We start from the raw sequence: 26,855 nt of genomic DNA, 5'->3' as shown, positions 1-26,855 counted from the left end.
GGCCGTTGTTCATCAGCCAGACGTCGGGGCCCTTGCCGGCGGCGACGGCCTGCTTGATCTTGTCCCGGCCGTCCTTCCACTCCAGGAGCGTGAGTTCGACCTTCACCTTGCCCTGGGAGGCGTTGAACTCGTCCACCAGGGTCTTGACCTTGGTGTCCTGGCCGATCCAGTAGGGCATCGACCAGAACGTGACGGTGGTGGGCCCGGCGGACTCCGAGGACCCGCCGCCGGAGGCGCAGGCCGAGGCGGCGAGGGCGACGGCGGAGGTCAGTGAGACGGCGGCGGCGAGTCTACGGCGGAGTGGTGCCATGGGTGGGTCTCCTTGTGCTGCGCGGGCTACGGCTCGGTGCGGCCGCCCCGGTGTGTGCGGGGGCAGGGACTGGGGGTCCGGTACGGCGTGGTGCGGCGTTGGAGCGCCGCCGGGATCACCGACCTCACGCGTAACGTATGCGATATACGAAATGAACGCCAGTGTCTGTTGCCGTTTCGTTCTCATGACGAGACCGGACCTCCGCCGGCCCCCGGCCGCGGTCCGGGACGGCCGCGACCGCCCCGGAGAGGGCGGCCCGGCATGATCAGCTCATCCGCGCGATCGGTAGGTAATCAATCAGGGGCGGTACCTGCATGCGGGCCGGCGCCGGGCAGCGCCCGGCCCGTCACCGCACCCGGTCGGCTCGGCGCACCGCGGCGGGAAGGGCGTCGGGCCGGGCCGCAGGCCGTCAGGCCGGGCCGTTGCGCACCGCCTCGCGCGTGGTCCGGAGCTTGCGCAGCACCTTGGCGACGTGCTGCTCCACGGTCCGGGGCGACAGGAAGAGCGCGGCGGCGATGTCCTTGTTGGTGGCGCCGTCGCCCAGCAGCCGGGCGACCTGCTGCTCGCGCGGGGACAACTCGTCGCCGTAGCCCGCCCTGCCCCGGGACTGCGGGCGGGACTGGCCCAGGGCGAGCAGCAGGTGCCGGCAGCGGGCGGAGTCGGTGGTCGCGCCGAGCCGGTCGTGGACGCCGACGGCCCGCGTCAGCCGCTGCACGGCCTCGGCGGGGTGGAGGCCGGCCAGGGCCTGCGCGGCCTGCTCGTCGGCCAGCGCCGCGTGGTACGGCCGTCCGATGCCGGACCACTGCAGCCGGGCCCGGTCGAAGTGCTGCGCGGCCTGCGTCCGATCCTCGCGGGCGGCGAGCAGGCCGCGGCACAGGTACTGCTCGGCGACCGCCCCGGGGGCGTCCAGGCCCTCGACGCCCGCCCCGTGGTCCTCGACGAGCGCCGCAGCCGTGCGGTCGTCGCCCCGCTGCAGGGCGGTCTCCACGGCCACCGGCACCAGGCCCAAGGCGTAGACCCACTCCTCCTTGCGCGGCAGCAGCGGCAGGTAGGCGCCCACCGTGCTCCAGGCCGCGCCCGCGTCCCCCCGGGCCAGCTGGATCCGGGCCAGGCCGGCCGCGGCGCCGAGCGCGTTGACGTTCATCCGCGCACCGTCCCGGGTCAGTACGCGGTCGAAGCGCTCGACCGCCCGCGAGACCCGCCCACGGGCCGCGGCCATGACGCCCTCCGCGGTGGCGAGCAGGTCGTCGACCGCGAGCGGCTCGTCGACGTACTCCGCGAGGAAGGCCGCGTACCGCTCGTCCCAGTGCGCCCACTCGCCGGCCAGCCAGGACAGCAGCAGCCGGTAGGAGCGGCAGTGCACGATCAGCGCGTGCGCGTGGTGGTGGCGGGAGAGCGCGAGCGCCTCCTCGGTGCAGTCCGCGGCGCGGGCGTCCTGACCGAGGCAGATCCCGACCTCGGCGGCGTTGACCAGGGCCCGCGCGGTGTGCCGGACCACCTCCGGGTCGTCGTCGGTCCGGGGCAGCCCGGCCAGCAGCCCGGCCGCCTCGCGGCGGCCCTGCGCGGCCAGGACGGTGACCCGGTTCGCGGCCACCGAGGCGTGGACGGCCCGGTCGGGACTGTCCGCGATGGTGGCGGCGGCGCGGTCCAGCCAGGCCCGCTGCTCGGCGGCGGAGAACCGGCTGGTCTCCCACATGGCGAGCAGCGACATGGCGCGCGCGGCCTGCTCCGGCCGGCGCCCCTCCAACTCCTCGACGGCCCGCTCGATCTCCGCCTCGCCCGAGGGGTCCGCCGCCTGGTTGAGCAGCATCAGTCCGAGGTCGAGCCGGATCTCACCACGGGCCGCCACCGGGAGGCCCGGACCGGCCACGATCCGGCGCAGCGTGGCGATCGTCCGGGTGTACTCGACGGTGTCCCAGGCGGTCCGGGCCAGGGCGAGCGCGGCGCGGGCGTGCAGGGCGGACGGCAGCCGGGGCTCGTCCAGCACCTGGTGCAGCAGGGCCGCCGCGGTTCCCCGGTCGCCGAGCGCCACGGCCCGGTCCGCCGCCGCCATCGCGCGGTCCAGCCAGACCGCGGTGTCCCCGAGGGCGCGGGCGTGATGGGAGATCTGGACCAGTGGCGGCTCAGGCAGCGCCTCCAAGACGTCCAGGACCCGCCGGTGGAGCTGGTGCCGCACCGGGCCGGGGAGGTTGTCGTACTGGGCCTGCCGGCCGAGCACGTGGGCGAAGCCGTAGCTGTCCGGGCCGTACTCGCGCAGCACCGAGGCCGCCAGCGCCGCGAGCAGCGCCTCGCCGGCGGCCCCCGGCGGCAGCCCGGCGCAGTCCGCCAGCAGCTGCTCGCCGGCCGGGACGGCGAGCACGGCGGAGACGTTCACCAGCGCCACGGCCTCCGGCGATAGCCGGTCGATGCGTTCCGCGAACACCTCGCGCAGGCTGCGGGGCACCCCGAGCGCGCCGTCCCCGAGCCGCGCACCGAGGGTGATGAGGTCCTCCTCGATGACCAGCGGCAGACCCTCGCTGCGCTCCACCAGGGTGTGGAGGAGCCCGGGGGTGGCCGCCTCGGCCAGGACGGAACGTGCCATCGCCCGCAGGTCGTCCGGGGACAGGCGGGGGAGGGCGAGCTCGGCGCCCCCGGTGCCCGGCGGGCGCCGGAACGCCGCACCGAGCACCGGACCGCGTCCGGGGACGTCCCTGGCCCGGTAGGTGAGCACGAGTGCGGTGTCGGCGGGCAGGTCCCGGCCCAGCAGCAGGAGCAGTTCCCGGGTGGTCTCGTCGGCCCAGTGCACGTCCTCGACCACCAGCACCACCGGGGCGATCGCCGCCAGTACGACCCGCACCCCCCGGGCCACCAGGTCGCGCGGGGCGCTCTGTCCGGACGGCCACGGCTGGGCGGGCGGCAGCCGGTCGGCGAGTTCGGGCAGCAGCACCGCGAGCACCCCGGCGGGGGCGTCCAGCCGGCCCGCCCCCGGCATCCAGGGACCGGACCGGCGCAGCGCCTCCACCACCGGACCGAAGGCCAGCGGCTCGCGCAGCGGGTGGCAGCTGCCGGTCACCACGCGCACGCCCTCGCCGCGCAGTTCGTCGACGGCCTCGGCGACCAGCCGCGACTTCCCGATGCCGGCCTCGCCCTCGACCAGGACCACCGACGGCCGCGCGCGTGCGGCGCCCAGCAGGGCCCCCAGCTCGCGCTCCCGCCCGACGAAGGGGGGTGCCTTCCTCCGGGACGCGTCGCCTGCCGCGCCGGTCTGCGTCGTCATCCGCCGGGTTCCCTCCTGCGCCGTTCCCGGTTCGGGCCAAGCCGATTCCAAACTAGTGCCGTCGCCCGGGGCGCCGCCGGGCGGCGCGGCACCGGAGGGCGCAGGGTCACCCCGGGTCGGTCGGCCGGCTGCGGGCGTGCCCGGGGCGGGCCCCCGTCGGGGTCAGCGGTCCTCGCCGGAGCCGGTCCGCAGGTGGGCGCGCAGCCAGTTCTCCGTGGTGGTGACGTGGATCAGGGCGGCGGCCTGGGCGAGCGGCGCCTCCCGGGCGGCCAGGGCCCGGTGGATCGCCTCGTGTTCGGCGATGGCCTGATCCGCCGCGTCCTCGTCGACCAGGCCGCGCCAGACACGGGCGCGCAGCGTGCGGCCGGAGATCCCCTCCAGCACGGTCGTGAGGGTCTCGTTGCCGGTGGCGGTGACGACCGTGCGGTGGAAGGCGGCGTCGTGCAGGTTCAGACGCTCGGGGTCGCTGCGAAACTGCCGCATCGCGTCGAGGTGGCCGGCCAGTTCGGCGAGGGCCGCGTCGTCGATCCGGGTCGCGGCGAGCGCGGTGGCGGCGGGTTCGAGGAGGCGGCGGGTCTCGATGAGCTCCAACAGCGTGTCACCGCTCAGCAGTTCAACGGCGCTGGAGAGGTTCTCCAGGAGCACGCCGGGAGCCAGGCTGGTCACGTAGGTGCCGTCGCCGCGCCGGATGTCGAGCACCCTCGACACGGCGAGGGCCTTGACGGCCTCGCGCATGAGGTTGCGGGACAGGCCGAGTTCGGCGGCGAGCTGCTGTTCGGGCGGCAGCTTGGCCCCGGGGGGCAGCGCGCCGGAGCGGATCAGCTCGCGGATCCGGGCGATGGCCATGTCGGTCAGTGACACGTGCGGGCTCCTGGGCGACGGGGGTTTCGCATGCTGGGCGGACGGGGGCGCTGCTGGTCCGCCCCGGCTATCAGAGCACACCACCGGGGCCGGCCCTCCGCCGGCCGCCGCTCGCCGGTCGGCGCCCCGCGCGTGTGACCCAGCCTAGTAGACATCCCATCAATCCTGTCCACCTTTGGATATCTCCTCCGATCGTCACCCGCCAAGTGACCGGATGGACAAGTATGGTTGTGGTTACTTCGGCGAGAGTCTGGACAGGTAGGGCGCCTTTGCCTGACAGTTCATCCCATGTCCAGGCCGCTCCGGTGCGGCTGATCGGACGAAACTCCGCAGGGCACCAGTGCGGGAGCACCGAGGACCGGGTCATCGAGTACGTCGACCACCTCCACGAGCACGTCACCGTCCCGCATCGACGCCGTCCGCACCGCGCTCGACCTCGGCGTCGACGACTTCCACGGCGCCCCCTACCACGGCGCCACCCGGGGCTGATCGCAGCTCGGCCGGGATCAGCCGCCCCGGACGCCGTTCCGCCGGCCGGCATCCCCGGCACCGCCCCACCCCCGCACCGCCCCACCCCCGAATCCCGAATCCCGAACCGAGCGGAGCAGCCATGACCGACACCGACTTACCGCACCACCCGGTGCTGGACGACCGCCTCGCCACAGGCACCGGCCGGCGGGACTTCCTCGGCGGACGGGTGTGACGGCGCCGCTCGGGTCGGCTGCGCTAGGCTGTGCTGGTAACCGCTTTCCTGCACCGGGCCGACCGGCCCGCACACAGCCGGCGGGCGCCTCCGAGGACAGCCCCCACCGCCCCGAGAGGTCGAGATGCGACTGGCACTGAGCACCCTGGGCACCCCCGGTCTGTCGCCGGCCGACTCGGTCGGCCTGGCCCGGAGGTTCGGCCTGGACGGGCTGGAACTGCGGCTGCACCCGGACACCGGCGTGCACGCCGGCCTCGGCGCCGCCGAACGGGCTGCCGTCGTCCGGACCCTGGGAACCCTCACCCCGTTCTGCCTGTCCGGGTACGTCCGGATCTGCGAGCCGGGGGACGACGGGCCCGTGATCGAGGCGCTGCGGGCCGACCTGCGCCTCGCGCGGGACCTCGGGGCGGACTTCGTCCGGGTGTTCCCCGGCGGCGGGGACCTCGACGCCGGGGCGCGCAGACTGTCCGCGGTCGCGGACGAGGGGCCGCGCGTGCTGGTCGAGACGCACGACGCGCTGCCCACCGGCGCCGCCGTCGCGGCGCTCCTGGCGCGTGCGCCGCACGCCGGCGCGATCTGGGACCTGCTGCACCCCTGGCGGCACGGCGAGGAGCCCGCGGAGACCCTGCGGCGGCTCGGGGACCGGCTGGCGTGCGTCCAGATCAAGGACGCCGCCTCGGCCGGCGACACGACGCCCGTCCCCCTCGGGGAGGGGTTCGTCCCGCTGGCCGCCGCTCGCGGGTTGCTCGACGGGTTCGGGGGCTGGGTGTCGCTGGAGTGGGAGCGGACCTGGTACCCGGGGATCCCCCCGGTCGAGGACATCCTGCCCGGGGCGCTGGACTGGGTCGCGGGCCGGGGCCCGGGCGCCGGGGGTTCCCGCCGCGTGCGGTGAGCCCGCCGGGCGCGCGCCGTCCGTCGCGGCACCGTCCGGACCTCGGCGGCGCCGTGCCGTCCCCGCCGTGCCGTCCCCGTCGCGCTGTCCTGTCGTGCCGTTCCCGCCGCGCGGCCGGGGGCCTCACTCCGGGGCCGCGTCGCCTGCCGGTCCGGTGCTGTCGCGTGCCACCAGTGCCACGCCGAGAGGTGCCTGCCGTGCCGGTGAGGCCCCGTCCGCGATCAGCTGGACGGCGCGCTCCCCGGCCTGTTCCAGCGGCAGCCGGACCGTGGTCAGTGACGGCCGGAGGTCCACCGCGAACGGCACGTCGTCGAAGCCGATGACGGAGACCTCGCTCGGGACGGCCCTGCCGAGGTCGTCCTGGAGCGCCGTGAGCACCCCGGCCGCCATGACGTCGTTGAGGGCGAGGACCGCCGTGACGTCGGGTTCGGCGGCGAACAGTCCGAGTGTCGCGTCCCGCCCGCCCGACCGGGTGAAGTCGGTGAACACCACCCTGGTGTCCGGGAGTTCGCCGCCGAGCCGGGACCATGCCGCCCTGATCCCGGCCAGTCGCCGGTGGACGGTCACCAGGTTCGCGGGCCCGGCGACCACGCCGATCCGGCGGTGGCCGAGCCGCCACAGTTCGGTCGCCGCGCGTTCGGCTCCGCCGCCGTGGTCGAGCGGGACGAACGGTTCGATGCCCCGTTCCCCGATGCAGGCGACCCGTCCGCCGTCCGCCCGGAACGCGTCCAGCTCCGCCGTGAACCGCTCCGTGAGTCCGGGGTCGACGACGCCGCTCCCCGCGATCAGCAGGGCCCGGGCCCGTTGGGCCCGCAGGTTCCGCACGTACTCGATCTCCAGCTCCGGGTCGCCGAACGTCGCGGCGATCATGACCATCAGCCGGTGCCGCTTGGCGCCGCGCATCGCACCGGCGGCGATGGCCCCGAAGTACGGGTCCGCGATGTCGTGCACGAGCAGGCCGACCACGGAGGTCGAGGACCGGGCGAGGGCCTGGGCCGGGGCGTTGGACACGTAGCCGAGGTCGCGGGCGGCGCCCTCCACCTTGCGGCGGAGCTCCTCGCCCACCGTCCGGGGCCCGCCGTGGAGCACCCGCGAGGCCGTGGCGATCGAGACCCCGGCGTGCTCGGCGACGCGCTGGAGGGTCACGGCTCCGGTGGAGCGCTTGGCGCGGGTGGTTGACCTCGGGTTCGGCATGCTCGTAACGTACAGCGCGGTAAGCGCTTACCCAGAATTCCCCGCTCCCGCCCCCAGGCCGAAGGAACCCGCCATGCCCCGCAGAGTCATCGGAATCGTCATGAACGGCGTCACCGGCCGGATGGGCTACCGCCAGCACCTGGTCCGTTCGATCCTCGCCATCCGCGACCAGGGCGGTCTGCCGCTCGGCGACGGCGAGGTGCTCTGGCCCGAGCCGATCCTGGTCGGCCGCAGCGCCCACAAGCTCAAGGAGCTCGCCGACCGCCACGGCCTCGACCACTGGACCACCTCGCTCGACGAGGCACTCGCCCACCCGCTCGCCGAGATCTACTTCGACGCCCAGGTCACCACCGCCCGCGAGAGCGCGCTGCGCGCGGCGATCGCCGCCGGCAAGCACGTCTACACCGAGAAGCCCACCGCCGAGTCCCTCGACGCGGCCCTCGAACTGGCCGCCCTCGCCCGCACCGCCGGCGTGTGCAACGGCGCCGTGCAGGACAAGCTCTTCCTCCCCGGCCTGCTCAAGCTCAAGCGCCTGCTGGACGGCGGCTTCTTCGGCCGGGTCCTCTCCGTGCGCGGCGAGTTCGGCTACTGGGTCTTCGAGGGCGACTGGCAGGACGCCCAGCGCCCGTCCTGGAACTACCGCGCCGAGGACGGCGGCGGCATGGTCCTCGACATGTTCCCGCACTGGCGCTACGTGCTGGACAACCTCGTCGCCCCCGTCCGCTCCGTCTACGCGCACACCGCCACCCACGTCCCGCAGCGCGTCGACGAGCAGGGCCGGCCGTACCGGGCGACCGCGGACGACGCCGCGTACGGCATCTTCGAACTGGAGGGCGGCATCACCGCCCAGATCAACTCCTCCTGGGCGGTGCGGGTCGACCGCGACGAACTGGTCGAGTTCCAGATCGACGGCACCGAGGGCAGCGCGGTGGCGGGCCTGCGCAACTGCCGCTTCCAGCACCGCGCCGCCACCCCCAAGCCGGTCTGGAACCCGGACCTGCCGGCCACCGAGCCGTTCCGCGACCAGTGGCAGCAGGTCCCGGACAACGGCGAGTTCGACAACGGCTTCAAGATCCAGTGGGAGCTGTTCCTGCGCCACGTGGTCACCGGTTCGGAGTACCGGTGGGACCTCCTGGAGGGCGCCAAGGGCGTCCAGCTCGCCGAACTCGGCCTGCGCTCCGCCCGCGAAGGCCGCCGCCTCGACGTCCCCGCCCTGGAGATCTGATGCCCACCCACCTCGACCTGCCCGGCCTCGGCCGCCACCGGATGTCCGAGCCCGCCCCGCTGCCCGCCGCCACGACGCCCGTGACCTCCCGCGTCGTGTACGCCGCCGCCCACGTCGTCGCCGACCCGCTCGGCCCCAACGCCCCCGGCGCACCCGCCGCCGTCGACTGGGACACCACCCTCGCCTTCCGCCGCCACCTGTGGTCCCTGGGCCTCGGCGTCGCCGACGCCATGGACACCGCCCAGCGCGGCATGGGCCTCGACTGGCGGGCCACCCGCGAGCTGATCACCCGCTCCGGCGCCGAGGCCCGCGCCACCGGCGGACGGCTCGCCTGCGGCGTCGGCACCGACCAGCTCGCCCCCGGCACCCACACCCTCGACACGATCACCGCGGCCTACGAGGAACAGCTCGCCGTCGTCGAGGACGCCGGCGCCCGGCCGATCCTCATGGCCAGCCGCGCCCTCGCCCGCACCGCCCGGGGCGCCGACGACTACCTCCGGGTCTACGGGGACCTGATAGCCCGGTCCGCCCGCCCGGTGATCCTGCACTGGCTGGGCGAGATGTTCGACCCGGCCCTGACCGGCTACTGGGGCTCACCCGACCTCGACACCGCCACCGGCACCGTCCTGACCCTGATCGCGAGCGCCCCCGACCGGATCGACGGCATCAAGGTCTCCCTGCTGGACGCCGACCGCGAGATCGCGCTGCGCCGCGCCCTTCCCGCCGGTGTGCGCCTCTACACCGGCGACGACTTCAACTACCCGGCCCTGATCCGCGGCGACGAACTCGGCCACAGCGACGCCCTGCTGGGCGTCTTCGACCCCATCGCCCCGGTCGCCGCGGCCGCGCTGCGCGCCCTGGACGCCGGCGATCTCGACCGCTACGACGCCCTGTTCGCGCCGACCCTGCCGCTCGCCCGGCACCTGTTCGCCGCGCCGACCTACCACTACAAGACCGGCATCGTCCTCCTCGCCTGGCTCGCCGGCCACCAGGACCACTTCACCATGGTCGGCGGCGCCCAGGCGGCCCGGTCGGTGCCGCACCTCGTGGAACTGTTCCGGCTCGCCGACACCGCGGGCGTCCTGCCCGATCCGGAGCTCGCCGCCGACCGCATGCGGCGCTTCCTCTCCGTGGCGGTCGGCACCCGCTGACCGGCACCCGCTGACCGGCCCCGCTGACCGGCGTCCGCACCCCCGGGACCGGGCCCGGCACTTCCCCGGAAGGCCGTCCCGCGCCCGAACGGCCGTCCCTCGCCCCGAGGGGCGGCCACCCGCCCTCCCCGCCCCCCGCACGGAAGGATCCCGGCACCGTGACCGGACCCTCGCCCCTGTCGCACGACCCGCGCGTCTCCCGCGACCCGCGCCTGTCGCGGCTCTCGCTCAACCAGATCACCACCAAGCAGTGGACCCTCCCCGAGGCCGTCCGGGGCTGCGTGGACGCCGGCATCCCGGCGATCGGCCTCTGGCGGGACAAGGTCGCCGACACCGGCGTCGCCCGCTCCGCGAAACTCTGCCGGGACGCCGGCCTCGCCGTCAGCAGCCTCTGCCGCGGCGGCTTCCTCACCGCCACCGACCCCCACGAGCGGCGCGCCGCCCTCGCCGACAACCTCCAGGCCGTCGAGGAAGCCGCCGAACTCGGCACCGACACCCTGGTCATGGTCGTCGGCGGCCTGCCCGCCGGCAGCCGCGACCTCGCCGGCGCCCGTACCGCCGTCGCCGACATGATCGCCGAACTCGCGCCCCACGCAGGGGACTTCGGTGTCCGACTCGCCCTCGAACCGCTGCACCCGATGTTCTGCGCCGACCGGGCCGTCCTCTCCACCCTCGGCCAGGCCCTCGACCTCGCCGAACCGCACCCCGCGACCCAGGTCGGCGTGGTCGTCGACAGCTACCACGTCTGGTGGGACCCCCAGCTCCCCGCCCAGATCGAACGCGCCGGCCGGACCGGACGGATCGCCTCCTACCAGGTCTGCGACTGGACCCTGCCGCTCCCCGCCGACGCCCTGCTCGGCCGCGGCCACGTCGGCGACGGCCACATCGACTTCCGCACCCTCACCGACCAGGTCACCGCCGCCGGCCACACCGGCTGGATCGAGGTCGAGATCTTCAACCAGCAGATCTGGGACACCCCCGGCGAGCAGACCCTGCAGACCCTCGTCGAACGCCACCTCGCCCACGTGGCCCGACCGTGAGAGTCCTCCTCGCGCCCGACTCCTTCAAAGGCACCGTCACCGCCGCCGACGCCGCCCGGGCCCTGGCCGACGGCTGGCACTCCGTCCGCCCCGACGACGACCTCCTGCCCCTGCCGATGGCCGACGGCGGCGAAGGCACCCTCGACGCGGTGACCGCCGCCCACCCCGCCGCCACCGTTCACGACGTCCCCCGCTGCACCGGACCGGACGGCACGCCCGTCACCGGCCGCTACGCCCTCCTCCCGGACGGCACCGCCCTCGTCGAGCTCGCCACCGCCAGCGGCCTCCCCCTCCTCGACGGCAGGCTCGCCCCCCTCACCGCCACCACCCGCGGAACCGGCGAGGCCATCGCCGCCGCCCTGGACGCCGGCGCCACCGCACTGACCGTGGCTCTCGGCGGCTCCGCCTCCACCGACGGCGGGGCCGGACTCCTCGCCGCCCTCGGGCTGCGCGTCACCGCCCGCTCCGGAGCCCGACTGCCCGACGGCGGCGGCGCCCTCGCCACCGCCGGACACCTCGACACCCGGCGACTGCGCCCCGCCCCGCCCGGCGGTGTCCGCCTGCTCACCGACGTCACCAACCCGCTGCTCGGCCCGCACGGGGCAGCAGCCGTCTACGGGCCGCAGAAAGGCGCCGGACCGGCCGAGACCGCCCTCCTGGAACGCGGCCTGCGCCGGTACGCCGACCTCCTCGGCGGCGACCCCGACCGGCCGGGGGCCGGCGCCGCAGGCGGCACCGCGTACGGGCTCGCCACCGTCTGGAACGCCCGCATCGAGCCCGGCGCGGCGGCTCTCGCGGACCTCCTCGGGCTCGACGCCGCCCTCGCCGCGGCCGACCTCGTCATCACCGGCGAGGGCCGCTTCGACGCCACCAGCCTGCTCGGCAAGGCGGTGGGGGAGGTGATCACCCGCGCCGATCGCGCCGCCGTCCCCGTCCGCGTGGTCGCCGGCGACTCCACCGACGCCCGCGCGCTCACCCTGGTCTCGCTCGCCGGCTCCACCACCGACGCCTGCCGCCGGGCCACCCACTGGCTGCACCGGGCCGGCGCGCACCTGGCCCGTTCCGCCGGTGCGGCAGGCGGTTGAAGCGGTCACCGCGCCCGCTGCGTACGTGCCCCGGGGGACCAGGCCCGGAGCGCCGGGCCCGCGGCCCCTCCCGACACCGACCGCGCCGCCGGGGCGGTCGGCGTCGGATCCACGCCCGCGCCGGCGCCCGGCCCGCCCTCGGAGACACCGGTGACCCGGCCAACTGGTCTGCCCTCGAAGGGATCCGGCTCCACCCGTCGCTCTCCGAGGCCCACGACTGCGTCGAGGCCGACACCCGCTCGCGCTCGCCGAAGGCCGCCACGTCGAGGCCGGGGAGCGGGGCCGAACAGCTCTCCGGCAGGCGTTCTCGGGCGACGGCTCGTCGGCGCAGGCGTCGTTGCCGGCCGTGGAGGGCTGTGGGCGACTGTGGGGGATTCCGACCCCGTCGGTCGCGAAGTTCCTTATCAATCAAGCCAGTTGATCGGTGGTGCACCGACGATCCCGGTGATGTCCTCCACCCGGACCGGGACCGTTCGGAGGTGCGGCGGATCGCTGACGGTCACTTCGGTCCGCGCGCTCGACGCCCCTCGGTCACTCGTCGGCGGGCGAGCAGTCCAGACAGACCGGCCGTCCGCCCTCCTCGCCCGCGAAGCGGCTTCGGTGGTGGACCATGAAGCACCGCGAACACGTGAACTCGTCCCCTTGTACGGGCACCACCCGGACCGTGAGCTCCTCCCCGGAGAGATCGGCCCCCGGCAGTTCCACGGACTCCGCCTCCTCCGACACGTCGACGTCGGACGCGTTGCTCGACCGGGCGGCACGCTGCCTCTTGAGCTCCTCGACGCTTTCCACCTCCTCCTCGTCACTGTTCGTACGCGGGGCGTCGTAGTCGGTTGCCACTGCTGCACCTTCCGTCACGTCGGGGCCGGCACAAGCGGACACCGGTTCTGGGTTTGCGACGCCATCACTATGGACCCTCGTACGGATCTCAGCCACTGGAGTCCCGCGTGTTGGCCGCGAATGCGCTCTTTCGCGGCGTCCGGACCGCCGGCCGGCCGCCTTCGCCGGTTCCCCCGCCACGGCTTCGGGTCGACCGGGGGCCGGCGGGCCCGCAGCTCCGTGACGCGACGTGCAACTCGACTGTGGGGCGGCGTATTCGAGTTGGCCGTGTGGGATCCGGCGGGCGAGGTGGTGGCCGCGGGTGAGTCGGGCGCCGCCGAGCAGGGCTCTCCGGTGCCGCCGGGGGTGGGGTTGCCGGTGTGCCGCATCCGGTCGAGGGGGCCGATGATGCCGCTGTGGGGGACGATGCCCGCAAGAAGATATACGATGACCTATCTCATCCACTATGCTGCGTCGCGTGCCCAACTCCGAGCCCGTACACACGACGACGGCCGACCGAGCGCCGCAAGGAGTGGTCGTCACCGTCGCCGGTGAGATCGCACCGGACGCCCTCGGCGCGGTGCTCCCCCGCGAACACCTCCTGGGGGACTTCACCTCCCCGGCCGGCCGCGCGAGCCGCCGACCGCCCTACCGGACGCAGTTCTACCGGGCCCCGCTGACCATGGCCTCGCTCGGCGAGATCGCCCTGGGCGCCCCCAACCGGGACAACCTGCTGCTCGACGACCGGGACGTGGCGGTGGCCGAGGCCGCGGCCCTCCGCCGCGCCGGCGGCGGCACCCTGGTGGACGTCACCACCCCCGATCTCGGCCGCGACCCGGCCGGGCTCCGCCGCATCGCCGAGGCGGCGGGCCTGCACGTCGTCATGGGAGCCGGGCGCCACCACCCCGCGCGTACCGACGGGTCCCGCGACGCCGAGCCCCTCGTCGAGGAGATCGTCCGGGACCTCACCGAGGGCGTGGACGGCGTGCGGGCGGGCGTCATCGGCGCGTTGGCCGCGCTCGACCCCGCCGACGCCGCCGAGCGCGCCGTCCTGGTGGCGGCCGCGCGGGCGTCGGCGGCCACGGGCGCACCGGTCTCGCTCACCCGCTCCGCGGACCCCGTCGTCCAGCAGCGCGTGCTCGACCTGCTGGCCGAGGAGGGCGCGGACCTCGCACGGGTCGCGGTGGGCCACTGCGATCCGCTGTCGCCCCACCCCGACGACCTCGAACCGCTGCTCGCGCGCGGGGTGTTCGTCCAGTTCGACCGGCTCGGTCTGCTGCCCTCGGTGTACAGCGTGTCCGACGACCAGGACGTCGCCGCCGCGGTGCTCGACCTCGCCCGCCGGGGCCGGGCCGGGCAGGTGCTGCTGTCGCAGGGCGTCTGCGCCAAGGCGCAGCTGCTCGCCCACGGGGGCGGCGGATACGGCTTCGTCCTGCGGCAGTTCGCGCCGTACCTGCGGATGGTCGGCGCCGACGACGCTCTCGTGGAGACCCTCACCGTGCGGAACCCCCGCCGCTTCCTCACCACCCCGGCCCGGAGGGCAGACTCGTGAGCCGCTACCCCTTCGAGATTCCCGACCTCGCCGGCCGGGTCCTCACCGTCGCCGGGCCCGTCGACCCGTCGGTGCTCGGCACCACGCTCATGCACGAACACCTCTTCGTGGACCTGCGGCGCCCGCCCGGCGCCCGGCGGCCGGGCGAGGACGCCCCGGAGGCCGCCGAGCCGCTCACCCTCGCCAACCTCGCCCGCACCCGGCACGGGGCGCCGAACGCCGACAACGACGTCCTGGACGACCCGGAGGAGATCCTCCCCGAGGTGCTGGCCTTCGCCGAGGCCGGCGGGTCCACCATCGTCGAGGTCTCCCCGATCGGCCTGGGGCGGGACCCGCTCGCGCTGCTGCGGCTGTCGCGCGCCGCCGGGCTCCACGTCGTCATGGGCGGTGGCTGGTACACCACGGCCTTCCACCCGGCCGACATGGCCGCTCGCACCGTCGACGAACTCGCCGACGTCCTCGTGCGGGACGTCGTGCTCGGGGCCGACGGCACCGGCGTCCGCTCGGGCGTCATCGGTGAGATCGGCGCGGAGAGCGTGCCGCTGACCGACGGCGAGCTCAAGAGCGTGCGCGCGAGCGGACGCGCCTCCAGGATCACCGGAGCCCCCGTGACCTTCCACGTCGGCGGTGTCGGCGAGGACAGGTTCCGGGTGCTCGACATCCTGGAGGAGGAGGGCGTGGCGCCGTCGAACGTGGTGCTGGGCCACGCGGCGGACGTCCTCGCGGACCCGGCCTTCGGTGAACGGCTGCTCGCCCGGGGCGTGTTCGTCGAGTTCGACTTCCTGGCCTCGCCCGGCAGCCCGTGGGGGCACCTCGTCCTGATGAGCGATCACAAGACCGCGCGCGGGATCGCCGGCCTCGTCGACCGGGGCCACGCGGGGCAGATCGTCCTCGGCCACGACGTGTGCCAGAAGATCCAGCTGAAGAAGTACGGCGGCAAGGGGTTCGACTACATCCCGCGCCACTTCCTGCCCGCGCTCCGCAGGCTGGGGGTGGGGGAGGAGGCCCTCCACGCGATCATGGTCGACAATCCGGCCCGCGCGCTCGCCTTCGCGAAACCGCAGTGAGCGGGGCCGGGACCGGGGGCCCGGGGGCCCGGGGTCGACCACCGGCCCCGGGGAGTCCCCCGTCCCCCCGCCGTCGGGCGCCCCGGGCGGGCGGATCAGGCGGGGAGGCGGAAGAAGGTGCGGTAGAGGGGGAGTTGCTGGTCCAGCATGTGGATGCCGGGGTGGGTGGGACGGCCGAGAGCGGCGGCGGCCCGCAGGAGCGGCGTCTCGGCGGGGGTCATGATGATGTCGGCGACGAGCGCGGTCGGGGGGAGCAGCGCCGGGTCGAACGGGAGGGGGTCGGCCGGGTCGAGGCCGAGCGGGGTGGCGTTGACGGCGAGGTCCGTGGACGCGCCCACGGCGGCGGCCGCGGCGACGCGGTCGGGCCACCGGGCGCCGAGCCGCTGCAGGAGGGCGTCGAGGCGGCCCCGGTCCGGATCGGTGACGGTGAGCGAGGCCGCTCCCCCGGAGAGCAGGGCGGCGGCGATGGCGAGCCCCGCGCCGCCGGCGCCGGCCAGGGCGACGCGGAGCCCGACGGGGTCGTGACCCCGGGCGGCGAGGCCGCGGACGAACCCCGCACCGTCGAAGTTGTCGCCGTACCAGCGGCCGTCCGGCTCCCGGCGCAGGGCGTTGGTGCTGCCCAGGAGGGTGGCGGTGTCGCTGAGTTCGTCGGCGTGCGCGCACATCGCCAGCTTGTGCGGGACGGTCACCAGCAGCCCGTCGAGGTTGGCCGTCGCCTTGAGCCCGCGCACGACGTCGTCGAGCCGGTCCGCCGGGGCGTGCACGGGGACGAGCACGGCGTCCACGCCGCTCTCGGCGAAGAGCGGGTTGAGCAGGGCGGGCGCCTTGGCCTGGGCGATCGGGTCGCCGAGGACGGCGAACAGCCGGGTGCGGCCGGAGATCGGCACGTCAGACCCCCTCGGCGCGGGCGCGCGGCATGGCGTCCAGGGTGCGGGCGACGAGCGGTTCGGGGACGTCGCGGACGAGTTCGGCGCCGTGCGGGCCGTCGAGGACGAACGAGAGGCCGTCGACGGCCTTCTTGTCCAGCCGCATCAGGGCGATCAGTTCGCCGGTGACGACCTCCGGCGGCAGGGCGGTGGGCAGCCCGTAGTGGGCGACCACGTCGTGGTGCTCGGCGACCCGTTCGGGGCGGATCCGCCCGAGCGCGCCGGCCAGCCGGCCCGCGAAGACCGTGCCGACGGCGACCGCCTCGCCGTGCCGCAGCCGGAAGTCGGTGGCGCGTTCGAGGGCGTGGCCCAGGGTGTGGCCGTAGTTGAGGATGTGCCGCAGCCCGGCGTCGCGTTCGTCGGCGGCCACCACGGCGGCCTTCCGGGCGATGCTCGCGGCGATCTGTTCCTCCAGCGGCAGGTGGCGCAGGTCCCCGGCGCCGATGAAGTGGCAACGGGCGATCTCCCCGTAGCCGTTGATCCGTTCGCGCGGGGGCAGGGTGGCGAGGTAGTCAGTGTCGCAGAGGACGGCGGAGGGCTGCCAGTAGGCGCCCACGAGGTTCTTGCCCTCCGGGAGGTTGACGGCGGTCTTGCCGCCGACGCTGGCGTCGACCTGGGCCAGCAGCGACGTGGGCAGGTGCACCACGGGCACGCCCCGGTGGTAGAGCGCGGCGGCGAGCCCGACCGCGTCCGTCGTGGTGCCGCCGCCGCAGGAGACGACGGCGTCCGCCCGGCCCAGGCCGAACGCGGTGAAGCGGCTGCACAGTTCGGCGACCCAGGCGAGGGACTTGCCCTCCTCGCCGTCCTTCGCGGCGATCACCAGGGTGTCGAGACCGGTGTCGGGCAGCCACTCGGGGGGCCGGGCGCTCACCACGGCGACCCGGCGGGCGCCGATCCCCGCGAGGACGCCGGCCAGCCGGTGGCGGGCGCCGGGGCCGATGAGGACCGGGTAGCCGCGTTCGCCCAGCTCCACGTCGATGCGCCGCAGCCCGCCGTCCTCGCGGACCCGGCCGCCGTGGGTGCCGGGCGTGCCGTGGGCGCCGGGGGCGCCCGGGTCAGCCCCCGGGTCCGTGTCCGGGTGCGGGCGGTCCGCCGTCCCTGTCGTGGTCAACTCGGCTCTCCCAGTGGTTGTCGGCGCGCCAGCGCGACGGCGCCGTGCAGTGAGGACAGCCCGCCGAGCGCGGCGGGGCGGATCGCGGGGGCGGGGCCGCCCGGGCGGGCCAGTGCGGCGGCGTGGGCCTCCACCCGCGCGGCGAAGCCGGGCAGTCCGTCGGCGAAACCGCCGCCCACCACGGTCAGTTCGGGGTGGAACAGCTCGGCGAGCGACACGGCCGCCGCCGCCAGTGCGGAGCACGTCTCCTCGACGGCCTCCTCCGCCCAGGGCTCGCCCCCGGCGAGCGCGGCCCGCAGCTCGGCGAACCCGACGGGCGCGCCGCGCAGCAGCGCCGCGCGCCGCAGGGTGGCGGGACCGGAGGCGGTGGCCTGGAGGCAGCCGTGGCGCCCGCAGTCGCAGCGCGGACCCCCGCGGTCGACGATCAGGTGCCCCGCCTCGCAGGATCCGCGCGACGGCCCGGGCAGGGGCGCGCCCCGGTGGACGACGCCGCCGCCGACGCCCGTCCCGACGCCCAGGTAGACGAGGTGGTCGCGCCCGGCGTGCACGGCCTCGGCGAGCGCGGCGAGGTCGCCGTCGTCCGCCCAGCCGACGGTGGCGGCGGGGAAGAGCTCCCGCAGGGCCGGGGCGAGGCCGAAGTCCTCCCAGCCGGGGCGTCCCGGCCAGGCGAGGACCCGGCCGTCCGGACCGACGGTGGCGGGCATCGCGACCCCGACCGCGGTGAAGTCGCCGCCCCACCGCTCGCGCAGCCGGGCGACCGCGTCGGCCAGCGCGGCCCAGTCGGCGGCAGCCCCCCGCGCCTCGGGCCAGGGCAGGACGGCCTCCTCCGTGCGGACCGGCCCGCCGGGCGCGCCGCCCTCGGCGCGCAGCGCCACCTTCGTCCCGCCGACGTCGATGCCGAGCAGGCCCCGGGCGGCGGTCGCGGCGCCCATCAGGACTCCGGCACCTTGGCCAGCAGCGCCTGGGCGGCGAGACGGTAGCCGAGCGAGCCGAGGCCGACGATCACGCCCGAGGCGAGCGGCGCCAGCACCGACTCGTGCCGGAAGGTCTCGCGCGCCCAGACGTTCGACAGGTGCACCTCGACGAAGGGCCGCGGGTAGGCGGCCAGCGCGTCGCGCAGGCTCCAGCCGGCGATCATCAGCGCGCCCGGGTTCACGATCGCCCCGACGGTGTCGTACGAGTCCTGCACCGCCTCGATCAGCTGTCCCTCGGACTCGCGCTGGACGGAGGTGACCTTCCAGCCCCGGCCGGCCACCTCGGCGGCCACGGCCGCCTCGATGTCCGCCAGGGTGTCGGTGCCGTAGACCTCCGGCTCGCGGCGGCCGAGAATCCCGAGATTGGGACCGTTCAGCAATAGCAGTTCGCTCATATTCCGGTTATAGCAGTGTGTGCCTCACCGGAACGCGGAACCCGGTCCCCGTGATGCAGGACAAGGGCTTTGTAGGGGGGTGTGTAGGGGAGGTGACGGGCTCGCTTTTCCTGGGTTAGCGTGCCGTTCCACGGTCCCCCCGAAACGAAAGGCTGCGCGGAATTATGAGCGCCAAAGGACGTCCGGCCCCGGAGTTCCCGGTCTGGCCGCAGTTTGACGAGGCCGAGCGCGAAGGACTGATCAGGGCCCTGGAGCAGGGCCAGTGGTGGCGCATGGGCGGCAAGGAGGTCGACACCTTCGAGCAGGAGTTCGCCGACTACCACGGTGCCGAGCGCGCGCTCGCCGTCACCAACGGCACCCACGCGCTGGAGGTCGCCCTCCAGGTGCTGGGCGTGGGCCCGGGCAGCGAGGTCATCGTGCCCGCCTTCACCTTCATCTCCTCCTCGCAGGCCGCCCAGCGGCTCGGCGCCGTCGCGGTGCCGGTCGACGTCGACCTCGACACCTACAACCTGAGCCCCGAGGCGGCGGCCGCCGCGATCACCCCGCGGACCCGGGCGATCATGCCCGTCCACATCGCCGGCCAGATCGCCGACATGGACGCCCTCGGCAAGCTGTCCGCCGACACCGGCGTGCCGATCGTGCAGGACGCCGCGCACGCCCACGGCGCCCGCTGGCAGGGCCGTCGGGTCGGCGAGCTCGGCTCCATCGCCGCGTTCAGCTTCCAGAACGGCAAGCTGATGACGGCCGGCGAGGGCGGCGCCGTCACCTTCCCCGAGACCGCGCAGTACGAGGAGGCGTTCCTGCGGCACAGCTGCGGCCGGCCCCCGACGGACCGGAAGTACTTCCACCAGACCTCCGGCTCCAACTTCCGGCTGAACGAGTTCTCCGCGAGCGTGCTGCGCGCCCAGCTCGCCCGCCTCGACGGCCAGATCGCCGTCCGGGAGGAGCGCTCCAAGCTGCTCAGGAGCCTGCTGGAGGAGATCCCCGGCGTGGTGCCGCAGGGCCGCGACGAGCGCGCCGACCGCGTCCCGCACTACATGGCGATGTTCCGGGTGCCCGGCCTGAGCGAGGAGCGGCGCGACGCGCTGGTGGACGACCTGATCGCCCGCGGCCTGCCCGCCTTCGTCGTCTTCCGCGCGATCTACCGCTCGGACGGCTTCTGGGAGACGGCCGCGCCCGACTTCACCGTCGACGAGCTGGCCCGGGCCTGCCCCAACAGCGAGGCGCTCACCACCGAGGGCATCTGGCTGCACCACCGCACCCTGCTCGCCGGGGAGCAGCAGATCGAGGACGCCGCCCAGATCATCTCCGACGCCCTGGCCGCGGTGTGAGCGCGGCACCGCGGGATCCGGGAGCGCCGGTGCGGGTGGCCGTCGTCGGCCTCGGCTGGGCGGGCCGCACGATCTGGCTGCCCCGCCTGGCGGCGCACCCGGCGTTCCGGGTCACCGCCGTCGTCGAGCCGGGCCCCGTCGCGGCGGAGCACGTCCCGGAGGGCGCCGAACTCCTCGCCGACGCCGACCTGCTCGGCCCGGACGTGGACCTCGCCGTCGTCGCGGTGCCCAACCACCTGCACACCCCGGTCGCCGAACGGCTGCTGGCCCGCGGCATCCCGGTGTTCCTGGAGAAGCCGGTCTGCCTCAGCGCCGCCGAGGCCGACCGGCTGGCCGCCGCCGAGCGGGCGGGCGGGGCCGTCCTGCTGGCGGGCAGCGCCGCCCGCTACCGGGAGGACGTCTCCGCCCTCATCGAGGTGGCGGCGGAGATCGGCCCGATCCGCCACGTGGACCTCGCGTGGGTCCGCGCCAGCGGCGTCCCCGACGCCGGCGGCTGGTTCACCAGCCGCCGGCACTCCGGGGGCGGCGCGCTGGTCGACCTCGGCTGGCACCTGCTCGACACCGCCGCGACCGTGCTCGGCGGCCCGGTCCGGTTCCTGGACGTGCTCGGCTCGGTCTCCGCCGACTTCGTCAACGACGGCGCGCGGAGCGCCGGCTGGCGCGGCACGGAGGGACCGGACGGCGAGGGCGACGTCGAGGACACCGCCCGGGGCTTCCTCACCACCGACACCGGTGTCTCGGTGGCGGTACGGGCGAGCTGGGCCTCGCACGAGCCCGTCGACACCACCCGGATCACCGTGGAGGGAGCCACCGGCTCCGCCACCCTGGTCTGCACCTTCGGTTTCAGCCCCAACCGCCGCGTCCCGCGGCTCACCCGGACCCGCGACGGCGTCACCACCGACGTCCCGCTGCACGGCGAGTCCGTCGGCGCCGAGTACGTGCGCCAGCTCGACGCCCTGCCCGCCCTGCTCGCCGACCCGGCCTCGCGCGGCGCGGCCGTGACCCAGGCCCACTACACGATCTCGGTCATCGAACGGCTCTACGCGGGGGCCCGCGCCCCGCGGCCGCGGCTCGCCGACGAGGCCACCGCGCTCGCCGTCTGACCGGCGCCGAGCGGCCGGCACCGGTCCGCCGACACCGAGCGGCCGGCACCGGTCCGCCGGCACCGACCCACCGGAGCCGCCCCACGCCCCGGCCCCCGGGGGCCGTGCCCACCCCGCCGGTCCGCGCGGGCCGGGGCGTCAGGCCCGGTCACCCGTCCGGGCCGCCCACTTCCCATGGAGACCCCATGCCGAGCAACCAGCCCGCAGCCACCGCCCCCGACGCCCGCGCGCTCGCCGCGTTCTCCCCGGTCCGCGCGGTGGTCTTCGACCTCGACGGCGTCATCGTCGACAGCTTCGACGTGATGCGCCGGGCGTTCCTGACCGCCTACGACGAGGTGGTCGGCGACGGCCGGCCGCCGTTCGAGGAGTACTGCCGCCACCTGGGCCGCTACTTCCCCGACATCATGCGCATCATGGGGCTGCCCCTCGAACTGGAGGAGCCCTTCGTCCGGGAGAGTTATCGCCTCGCCCACCAGGTCACCGTGCACGAGGGAGTGCGCGAGCTGCTCGCCGAACTCAACCGGCGCGGCATCCGGCTGGCGGTGGCCACCGGGAAGAGCGGCCCCCGGGCCCGCTCGCTGCTCGACCAGCTCGGCCTGCTGCACCACTTCGACCACGTGCTCGGCTCCGACGAGGTCGCCCGGGCCAAGCCCGCCCCCGACATCGTGCTGCGCGCCCTGGAACTGCTGCGCCTCCCGGCCGGGCAGGCCGTCATGATCGGTGACGCCGTGACCGACCTGGCGAGCGCCCGGGGCGCCGGGGTCGGCGCGATAGCCGCCCTGTGGGGGGAGACCGACGAGCCGGCGCTCCTCGCGGAGCGGCCCGACGCCGTGCTGCGCCGCCCCGACGAACTGCTCGCCCTACTGCCCGAACCCGCCCCGGCCCACTGACACCCGCCCACTGACACCCGCCCGCTGGCACCCGCCCGCTGGCACCCGCCCGCTGGCACCCGCCCAATGGCCTCGGCCCACCGACCCCGGCCCGACGGGGCGGGTCCCCGGTGAGCAGGCCCGCAGAACAGACCCCGCCGAGCCCGTCCGCCGGACTCGGCCGCCGGACCCGGCGCCCGCCGAGCGCCGGACCCGCCGGACCCGGAACCCCTCCGGGTCCGGTCCGCCGACCGGCGGTCCGTCCACCGGTCCCGGCGGGGCCCGGCCGACGGTGGCCCGTCCTCGTCCCCGTCCCCGGCCGGGCCCCGCCGAGGCTCCCTCCCGGCCCGGACCGCCCACCCGCCCCGCCGAGCGCAGGCTCGGCGGGGCGGCGTCGTTCCCGGCCACCCGGCCACCCGGCCACCCGCAGCCCCGCGGCCCGCCTCCGCCGCCGTCCCCCGGTGCCCCCCGCCGTCCCCCGGCGCCCGCCTACGCCCGCCCGCCGCCCGCGTGGCCGCTGCGAATAGGGACCGTATAGGGGGTCGGATAGGGGCGGCCCGAGGCCCCCGCCGGACGAGACTGTGACGGGCGGGAATTCGCGTACGGCCTCCCAGGACCGGCCGCGCGGCAATTCACCGCCCCCCTTTTCCGAGAAGTAATCCGGCTTTCGTCAGCCCGCCCGTTCCGCCCGGCGGAAAACGGAAATCCCCGCACCATTCCCGGCCCCGTCCGGCCGGAACACACCGGGGTACCCGCACCCGACCGACCCGACGTAAGGAAGTGACGGCATGTTGCGCACCGAGCTGATCCGGCCGCTGCCCGAACTGCTGGCCGAGCACGCCCGCGACAGCTCGGACAAGACCGCGTTCCGCGACGCGGTCCGAGGCGTGACCTACGCCGAGCTCCACGACCGCACCGGCCGGATCGCCGGACACCTCGCCGACCTGCGCCTCCAACCGGGCGACCGGGCGGCGATCCTGCTCGGCAACAGCGTCGAGGTCGTGGAGAGCTACTTCGGCGTGCTCCGGGCCGGTGCCATCGCCGTCCCGCTCAACCCGCACGCCACCGAGACCGAGCTCGCCCACCTCCTCGACGACAGCGGCGCCCGCGTGGTGATCACCGACGCGGCCCGGGCCGGCGCCCTGGAGGCCCTCGCGCGCGGCCGGGCCGACCTGCGGGTGATCGTGACCGGCGACGGCCCCGTCCCGGCCGGCGCCCTCTCCTTCGAGACCCTCGCCACCACCGCGCCCGCCACCCCCGCGCGCGACGACCTCGGGCTGGACGACCCCGCCTGGATGCTCTACACCTCCGGCACCACCGGCCGCCCCAAGGGCGTCCTCTCCACCCAGCGCAACTGCCTCTGGTCGGTCGCCGCCTGCTACGTGCCCGTGCCCGGCCTCAGCGCCGAGGACCGGGTGGTGTGGCCGCTGCCGCTCTTCCACAGCCTCTCCCACATCGCGTGCGTGCTGAGCGTCACCGCGGTCGGCGCCACCGCCCGCATCCTCGACGGGTTCGCCGCGCAGGACGTCCTGGAGGCCGTGCGCGAGGAGTCCGCGACCTTCCTGGCGGGCGTGCCCACCATGTACCAGCAACTGGTGCGCGCCGCCCGCGAGGACGGCTTCTCCGCGCCGGCCCTGCGGATGTGCCTGGTCGGCGGCGCCATGACGACCGCCGCGCTGCGCCGCTCCTTCGAGGAGGCGTTCGGCGCGCCGCTCATCGACGCCTACGGGTCCACCGAGACCTGCGGCTCGATCACCGTCAACTGGCCCACCGGCGCCCGGGTCGAGGGCTCCTGCGGCCTGCCCGTGCCCGGCCTCGGCGTGCGGCTCGTCGACGTCGAGACCGGCCTCGACGCCGCCGACGGCGAGGAGGGCGAGGTCTGGGTGCGCGGCCCGAGCGTCATGCTCGGCTACCACAACCAGCCCGAGGCCACCGAGCAGGCGCTGCGCGGCGGTTGGTACCACACCGGAGACCTCGCCCGCCGCGACGAATCCGGCTACTTCACCATCACCGGCCGGATCAAGGAACTCATCATCCGCGGCGGGGAGAACATCCACCCGGCCGAGGTCGAGGAGGTGCTGCGGGGCGTCGCCGGTGTCGCGGACGTCGCCGTCGTCGGCAAGCCCCACGAGGTACTGGGCGAGGTCCCGGTGGCCTTCCTGGTGCCCGGCCCCGGCGGCCTCGACCCGGAGGCCCTGCTGGCCGCCTGCCGCGAACGGCTCTCGTACTTCAAGGTCCCCGAGGAGCTGTACGAGACCGACCGCATCCCGCGGACCGCCTCCGGCAAGATCACCCGTCACGTCCTGCTCGACGCGCCCGCCCGGCTCCGGGCCGCCGGCGGCAGCCACTACGAGCACCTGTTCCGCGTCGACTGGCTGCCGCTCTCCTCCGTCCCCGGTGCCCGCCCGGCCACCAGCACCTGGGCCGTGCTCGGCACGGACGGCTTCGGCCTGGGCGACGCCCTCGGCGCCGGCGCCGCGCACCGCGACCCCGCCTCGCTGGCTGCCGCCGACCCGCTCCCCGACGTCGCCCTGCTCGGCTGCGGCGCGGGCCTGCGCAAGCCCGGTCCGCTCGCCGCCGACGTCGAGGACGCCGTGCGGCGGCTCGACCGGCAGCTCGAAGCCTGGCTCGCCGAGGAGCGGCTGTCCGACACCCGGCTCGTCGTCGTCACCCGCGGCGCCGTCGCCGACGGCGCCACCGACCTCGTCCAGGCCCCGCTCTGGGGCGTGGTCCGCGCCGCCCAGGCCGAGCACCCCGGCCGGTTCGTCCTCGTCGACCTCGACGCAGAGGAGACCGCCGCCGCCGCGCTGGCCGACGCCGTCGCCTCCGGCGAGCCGCAACTCGTCATCCGCTCCGGAGTCCCGCTGAGGCCGCGCGCCGCCCGGGTGTCGGCCGCGCTCGCCCACGGCGAGCCCCCGGCCCGCTTCGACCCGCGCCGTGCCGTGCTGGTCACCGGTGCCGACGGGGCGACCGCCGCCGCCGTCGCCCGCCACCTCGTCTCCGGGCGGGGCGTGCGCCGCGTCCTGCTGACCAGCACCCACGGCCCCGACGACCGGGCCGCCGCCGAACTCGCCGCCCGGCTCACCGAATCGGGCGCCGACGTCACCCTCACCGCCGTCGACCCCGCCGACCGCGACGCCCTCGCCGCCTACGTCGCGGCCCCCGGCGTCCGCTTCAACGCCGTCGTCCACACCCCCGGCGCCGCGTTCCCCGGGCTCGCGGCCACCCTCGCCGCGGCGATCAACCTGCACGACCTGACCGCCGCCGCGGACCTCTCCGCCTTCGTGGTGTACACGCCCGCCGCCGGCCTGCTCGGCGCGCCCGGCGCCGACGGGGAGGCCGCCGCGGCGGCGTTCCTCGACGCGCTCGTCCGCCACCGGGTCCAGCGCGGCCTGCCCGGCCTCGCCCTCGGCACCGGTCCCGCCGACGGCGACGGGCGGACCGTGCCGCCGGGCCTCGGCCGGCTCACCGCCCAGGAGAGCGCGGCGGCGTTCGACGCCGCCCACCTGGCCGACCACACCTCGCTCCTGCTGCTCCGGCTCGACGCGGAGGGGCTGGACGCCCTCGCCCCGCCGGACGTTCCGGCCCTGCTGCGCGACCTCATCGACGCCCCGGCCGGTCCGCGCACCCCCGACAGCGCGACCGCCGCCGCACTGCGCCGCCGCCTGTCCGGCCGGTCCGCCGCCGACCGGCAGCGGGACCTGCTCGACCTCGTTCTCGCGGAGACCGCCCAGCTCGCCTCCGACCGCCCGGACGCGATCCGGCCCGACGGCCCGTTCAAGGACCTCGGTTTCACCTCCGCCACCGCCGTCGACCTGCGCGGGCGTCTCACCGCGGCCACCGGCCTGCGGCTCCCCGCCACCCTCGCCTTCGACCACCCCACCCCGACCGCCGTCGCGGCCTTCCTCCTCACCGTGCTGACCGGCAAGCCCGCCGCCGCCCGGCCCGTCCCCGTGCCGCGCACCGCGCCGCCGGCCGACGACCCCGTCGTCATCGTCGGGGCGGCCTGCCGGCTGCCCGGCGGCGTCGGCTCCCCGGCCGACCTGTGGCGGCTGGTCAGCGAGGGCACCGACGCGATCACCCCGTTCCCCCGTGACCGGGGGTGGGACCTCGACGCCCTCTACGACCCGGACCCGACCGTCCCCGGCACCTCCTACGCGCGCCACGGCGGCTTCCTGCACGACGCCGGCGAGTTCGACGCCGCCTTCTTCGGGATCTCGCCGCGTGAGGCGCTGGCGACGGATCCGCAGCAGCGGTTGCTGCTGGAGACGTCCTGGGAGTTGCTGGAGCGGGCGGGCATCGACCCGACGTCGCTGAAGGGGCAGCCGGTCGGCGTGTACGCCGGTCTGATGTACCACGACTACGCGACCGACCTCGCCGAGGTCCCCGACGGGCTGGAGGGCTACCTCGGCACGGGCAACGCCGGTTCGGTGGCGTCGGGCCGCATCTCCTACACCCTCGGGCTGGAGGGCCCGTCGGTGACGGTGGACACCGCCTGCTCGTCCTCGCTGGTGGCGCTGCACCTGGCGGCGCAGGCGCTGCGCGACGGGGAGTGCACGCTGGCGCTGGCCGGCGGTGTCGCCGTCATGGCCCGGCCCACCTCCTTCGTCGAGTTCTCCCGCCAGCGTGCGCTGTCGGCCGACGGCCGGGCCAGGGCCTACGCGGACGCGGCCGACGGCACCGCCTGGGCCGAGGGCGTGGGCCTGGTGCTGCTGGAGCGGCTGTCGGACGCGCGGCGGCTGGGTCACGAGGTGCTGGCCGTGGTCCGGGGCTCGGCGGTCAATCAGGACGGTGCGTCGAACGGTTTGACGGCGCCCAACGGCCCCTCGCAGGAGCGGGTGATCCTCGCGGCGCTCGCCGACGCCCGGCTGACCGCCGCGGACGTGGACGCGGTGGAGGGTCACGGGACGGGGACGTCGCTGGGTGATCCGATCGAGGCGCAGGCGGTGCTGGCCACGTACGGGCAGGGTCGTCCGGCGGAGCAGCCGGTG

At 75.7% G+C, this 26,855-nt stretch carries 19 protein-coding genes and 1 pseudogene; 11 read left to right on the top strand and 9 right to left on the bottom strand.

All coding sequences use genetic code 11. From position 1 onward, the window contains the following. The 3 genes and pseudogenes from PUR56_RS38140 to PUR56_RS38130 form a co-directional block, all read right to left on the bottom strand. Positions 1-310, bottom strand: a pseudogene (locus tag PUR56_RS38140) (hypothetical protein); the annotation flags it as partial. A 409-nt stretch (positions 311-719) separates the two neighbouring features. Continuing rightward, positions 720-3,566, bottom strand: a complete 2,847-nt coding sequence (locus tag PUR56_RS38135; protein WP_329952332.1) for a helix-turn-helix transcriptional regulator — start codon at positions 3,564-3,566, stop codon at positions 720-722. A 162-nt stretch (positions 3,567-3,728) separates the two neighbouring features. Next, entirely contained in the window at positions 3,729-4,427 is a 699-nt protein-coding gene (locus PUR56_RS38130; RefSeq protein ID WP_329880763.1) for a FadR/GntR family transcriptional regulator, read from the bottom strand. An 827-nt stretch (positions 4,428-5,254) separates the two neighbouring features. On the opposite strand from PUR56_RS38130, the gene PUR56_RS38125 reads away from it, so the two are divergent. Then, complete coding sequence (locus PUR56_RS38125) at positions 5,255-6,022, top strand: sugar phosphate isomerase/epimerase family protein (RefSeq protein ID WP_329952331.1); 768 nt, start codon at positions 5,255-5,257, stop codon at positions 6,020-6,022. A 123-nt stretch (positions 6,023-6,145) separates the two neighbouring features. Here PUR56_RS38125 and PUR56_RS38120 read toward each other — a convergent pair whose 3' ends face one another. Continuing rightward, positions 6,146-7,216, bottom strand: coding sequence for a LacI family DNA-binding transcriptional regulator (locus PUR56_RS38120; protein WP_329880765.1), 1,071 nt, complete (start codon positions 7,214-7,216; stop codon positions 6,146-6,148). Positions 7,217-7,289: 73 nt separating this feature from the next. Between PUR56_RS38120 and PUR56_RS38115 the strand changes: the two genes are divergently transcribed. The 4 genes from PUR56_RS38115 (at position 7,290) to PUR56_RS38100 (ending at position 11,717) form a co-directional block, all read left to right on the top strand. Further along, positions 7,290-8,441, top strand: a complete 1,152-nt coding sequence (locus PUR56_RS38115; protein ID WP_329952330.1) for a Gfo/Idh/MocA family protein — start codon at positions 7,290-7,292, stop codon at positions 8,439-8,441. Further along, a complete protein-coding gene (locus PUR56_RS38110; protein ID WP_443034618.1) occupies positions 8,441-9,592 on the top strand; it encodes a dihydrodipicolinate synthase family protein in 1,152 nt (383 codons plus the stop codon). Before PUR56_RS38115 ends, PUR56_RS38110 begins: the two co-directional genes overlap by 1 nt. Positions 9,593-9,750: 158 nt before the next feature. Next, on the top strand, positions 9,751-10,632 hold the full coding sequence (locus PUR56_RS38105) for a sugar phosphate isomerase/epimerase family protein (RefSeq protein ID WP_329952329.1): 882 nt from the start codon (positions 9,751-9,753) through the stop codon (positions 10,630-10,632). After that, complete coding sequence (locus tag PUR56_RS38100) at positions 10,629-11,717, top strand: glycerate kinase (RefSeq protein WP_329952328.1); 1,089 nt, start codon at positions 10,629-10,631, stop codon at positions 11,715-11,717. Before PUR56_RS38105 ends, PUR56_RS38100 begins: the two co-directional genes overlap by 4 nt. A gap of 531 nt (positions 11,718-12,248) precedes the next feature. Here the strand turns inward: PUR56_RS38100 and PUR56_RS38095 are convergent. Next, a complete protein-coding gene (locus tag PUR56_RS38095; RefSeq protein ID WP_329880772.1) occupies positions 12,249-12,557 on the bottom strand; it encodes a DUF4193 domain-containing protein in 309 nt (102 codons plus the stop codon). Positions 12,558-13,014: 457 nt separating this feature from the next. On the opposite strand from PUR56_RS38095, the gene PUR56_RS38090 reads away from it, so the two are divergent. Beyond that, positions 13,015-14,088 carry a phosphotriesterase family protein gene (locus PUR56_RS38090; RefSeq protein ID WP_329952327.1) on the top strand — a complete coding sequence of 358 codons (1,074 nt, stop codon included), beginning with the start codon at positions 13,015-13,017 and terminating at the stop codon, positions 14,086-14,088. Beyond that, on the top strand, positions 14,085-15,155 hold the full coding sequence (locus PUR56_RS38085) for a phosphotriesterase family protein (RefSeq protein ID WP_329952326.1): 1,071 nt from the start codon (positions 14,085-14,087) through the stop codon (positions 15,153-15,155). The genes PUR56_RS38090 and PUR56_RS38085 overlap by 4 nt, the downstream gene beginning before the upstream one ends. A 95-nt stretch (positions 15,156-15,250) precedes the next feature. Here PUR56_RS38085 and PUR56_RS38080 read toward each other — a convergent pair whose 3' ends face one another. The 4 genes from PUR56_RS38080 to PUR56_RS38065 all read right to left on the bottom strand — a co-directional run bounded on the left by PUR56_RS38080 (position 15,251) and on the right by PUR56_RS38065 (position 18,561). Beyond that, a complete protein-coding gene (locus PUR56_RS38080; protein WP_329952325.1) occupies positions 15,251-16,042 on the bottom strand; it encodes a shikimate dehydrogenase family protein in 792 nt (263 codons plus the stop codon). A gap of 1 nt (position 16,043) precedes the next feature. After that, positions 16,044-17,069: a 3-dehydroquinate synthase family protein gene (locus PUR56_RS38075; RefSeq protein ID WP_329952333.1), complete on the bottom strand. Its 1,026-nt coding sequence runs from the start codon at positions 17,067-17,069 to the stop codon at positions 16,044-16,046. Positions 17,070-17,188: 119 nt separating this feature from the next. Continuing rightward, positions 17,189-18,124, bottom strand: a complete 936-nt coding sequence (locus tag PUR56_RS38070) for an ROK family protein (RefSeq protein WP_329952324.1) — start codon at positions 18,122-18,124, stop codon at positions 17,189-17,191. Beyond that, positions 18,124-18,561: a type II 3-dehydroquinate dehydratase gene (locus PUR56_RS38065; protein ID WP_329880782.1), complete on the bottom strand. Its 438-nt coding sequence runs from the start codon at positions 18,559-18,561 to the stop codon at positions 18,124-18,126. Before PUR56_RS38065 ends, PUR56_RS38070 begins: the two co-directional genes overlap by 1 nt. 164 nt (positions 18,562-18,725) lie before the next feature. Between PUR56_RS38065 and PUR56_RS38060 the strand changes: the two genes are divergently transcribed. The 4 genes from PUR56_RS38060 to PUR56_RS38045 form a co-directional block, all read left to right on the top strand. Further along, positions 18,726-19,892, top strand: coding sequence for a DegT/DnrJ/EryC1/StrS family aminotransferase (locus tag PUR56_RS38060; protein WP_329880784.1), 1,167 nt, complete (start codon positions 18,726-18,728; stop codon positions 19,890-19,892). 29 nt (positions 19,893-19,921) lie between these two features. Then, positions 19,922-20,995, top strand: a complete 1,074-nt coding sequence (locus PUR56_RS38055) for a Gfo/Idh/MocA family protein (protein WP_329952323.1) — start codon at positions 19,922-19,924, stop codon at positions 20,993-20,995. A gap of 185 nt (positions 20,996-21,180) precedes the next feature. Then, the gene (locus PUR56_RS38050) at positions 21,181-21,885 is read left to right on the top strand and encodes an HAD-IA family hydrolase (RefSeq protein ID WP_329880788.1); all 705 of its coding nucleotides are present in this window, start codon (positions 21,181-21,183) and stop codon (positions 21,883-21,885) included. 767 nt (positions 21,886-22,652) lie between these two features. Continuing rightward, the coding region (locus tag PUR56_RS38045; RefSeq protein WP_329952322.1) for an AMP-binding protein at positions 22,653-26,855 on the top strand (4,203 nt) is incomplete at its 3' end.

The organism is Streptomyces sp. BE303 (assembly GCF_036290945.1).
In the GTDB taxonomy this organism is placed as follows: Bacteria; Actinomycetota; Actinomycetes; order Streptomycetales; family Streptomycetaceae; genus Kitasatospora.
Note: the sequence above shows the minus strand (reverse complement) of the source record. Positions and strands in the feature narration are given on the sequence as shown.